Origin of the sequence: Corallococcus sp. CA053C, from assembly GCF_003611675.1 — a bacterium.
In the GTDB taxonomy this organism is placed as follows: Bacteria; Myxococcota; Myxococcia; order Myxococcales; family Myxococcaceae; genus Corallococcus.
Map to the genome: position 1 here is coordinate 1 of NZ_RAWA01000852.1, position 555 is coordinate 555.

Consider the following 555-nt stretch of genomic DNA (forward strand, 5'->3'; position numbering starts at 1 on the left):
GCGTGTACTCCGTGCTGTCCCTGGGGTGCGCGCTGCTCGTGACAGTGCACCGGTGGCCGACGCTCTCGGGGGTGCGCTGGCGGCTGTTTCGCGGCATGGCGCTGGCGTCGGTGCTGCCCATCGTGGGCGTGGGCGCGGTGGCGTCGTACCTCGCGCAGAAGGCCCTGGAGGTGGAGCTGCGCGCCAAGGCGCGGCAGGCGGTGGCGTCGGAGACGGCGTGGCTGGAGCAGACGGCCCTCATCGCGAGCTCGCTGTTGCGCGTGCACGGCCAGGACCCGGGCTTCATCGCGCTGGTGCGCGAGGGCCACCGCGAGGGCATGCAGGCGCGGGTGGCGCTGCTGGAGAACCCGTCCGGCCTGTTCGACGCGGCGTGGCTGCTGGACGACACCGGGGACACGCTGGTGTTCTCCGGACGGAGCAACCGGGCGAAGGCCAACTTCGCGCACCGGGCCTACTTCCAGGACGCGCTGAAGGGCGGCGCCCAGGTGCTGCTGTCGCGGCCCTTCCTCGGCTTCTCGGGGCAGCCATTCATGGTCTTCACCGTGCCCATGGACC

1 pseudogene is annotated in these 555 nt (G+C 72.3%); it reads left to right on the forward strand.

Going from position 1 to position 555, the window contains the following annotated elements:
- Positions 1 to 555: pseudogene (locus D7V97_RS43565) on the forward strand (sensor histidine kinase); the annotation flags it as partial.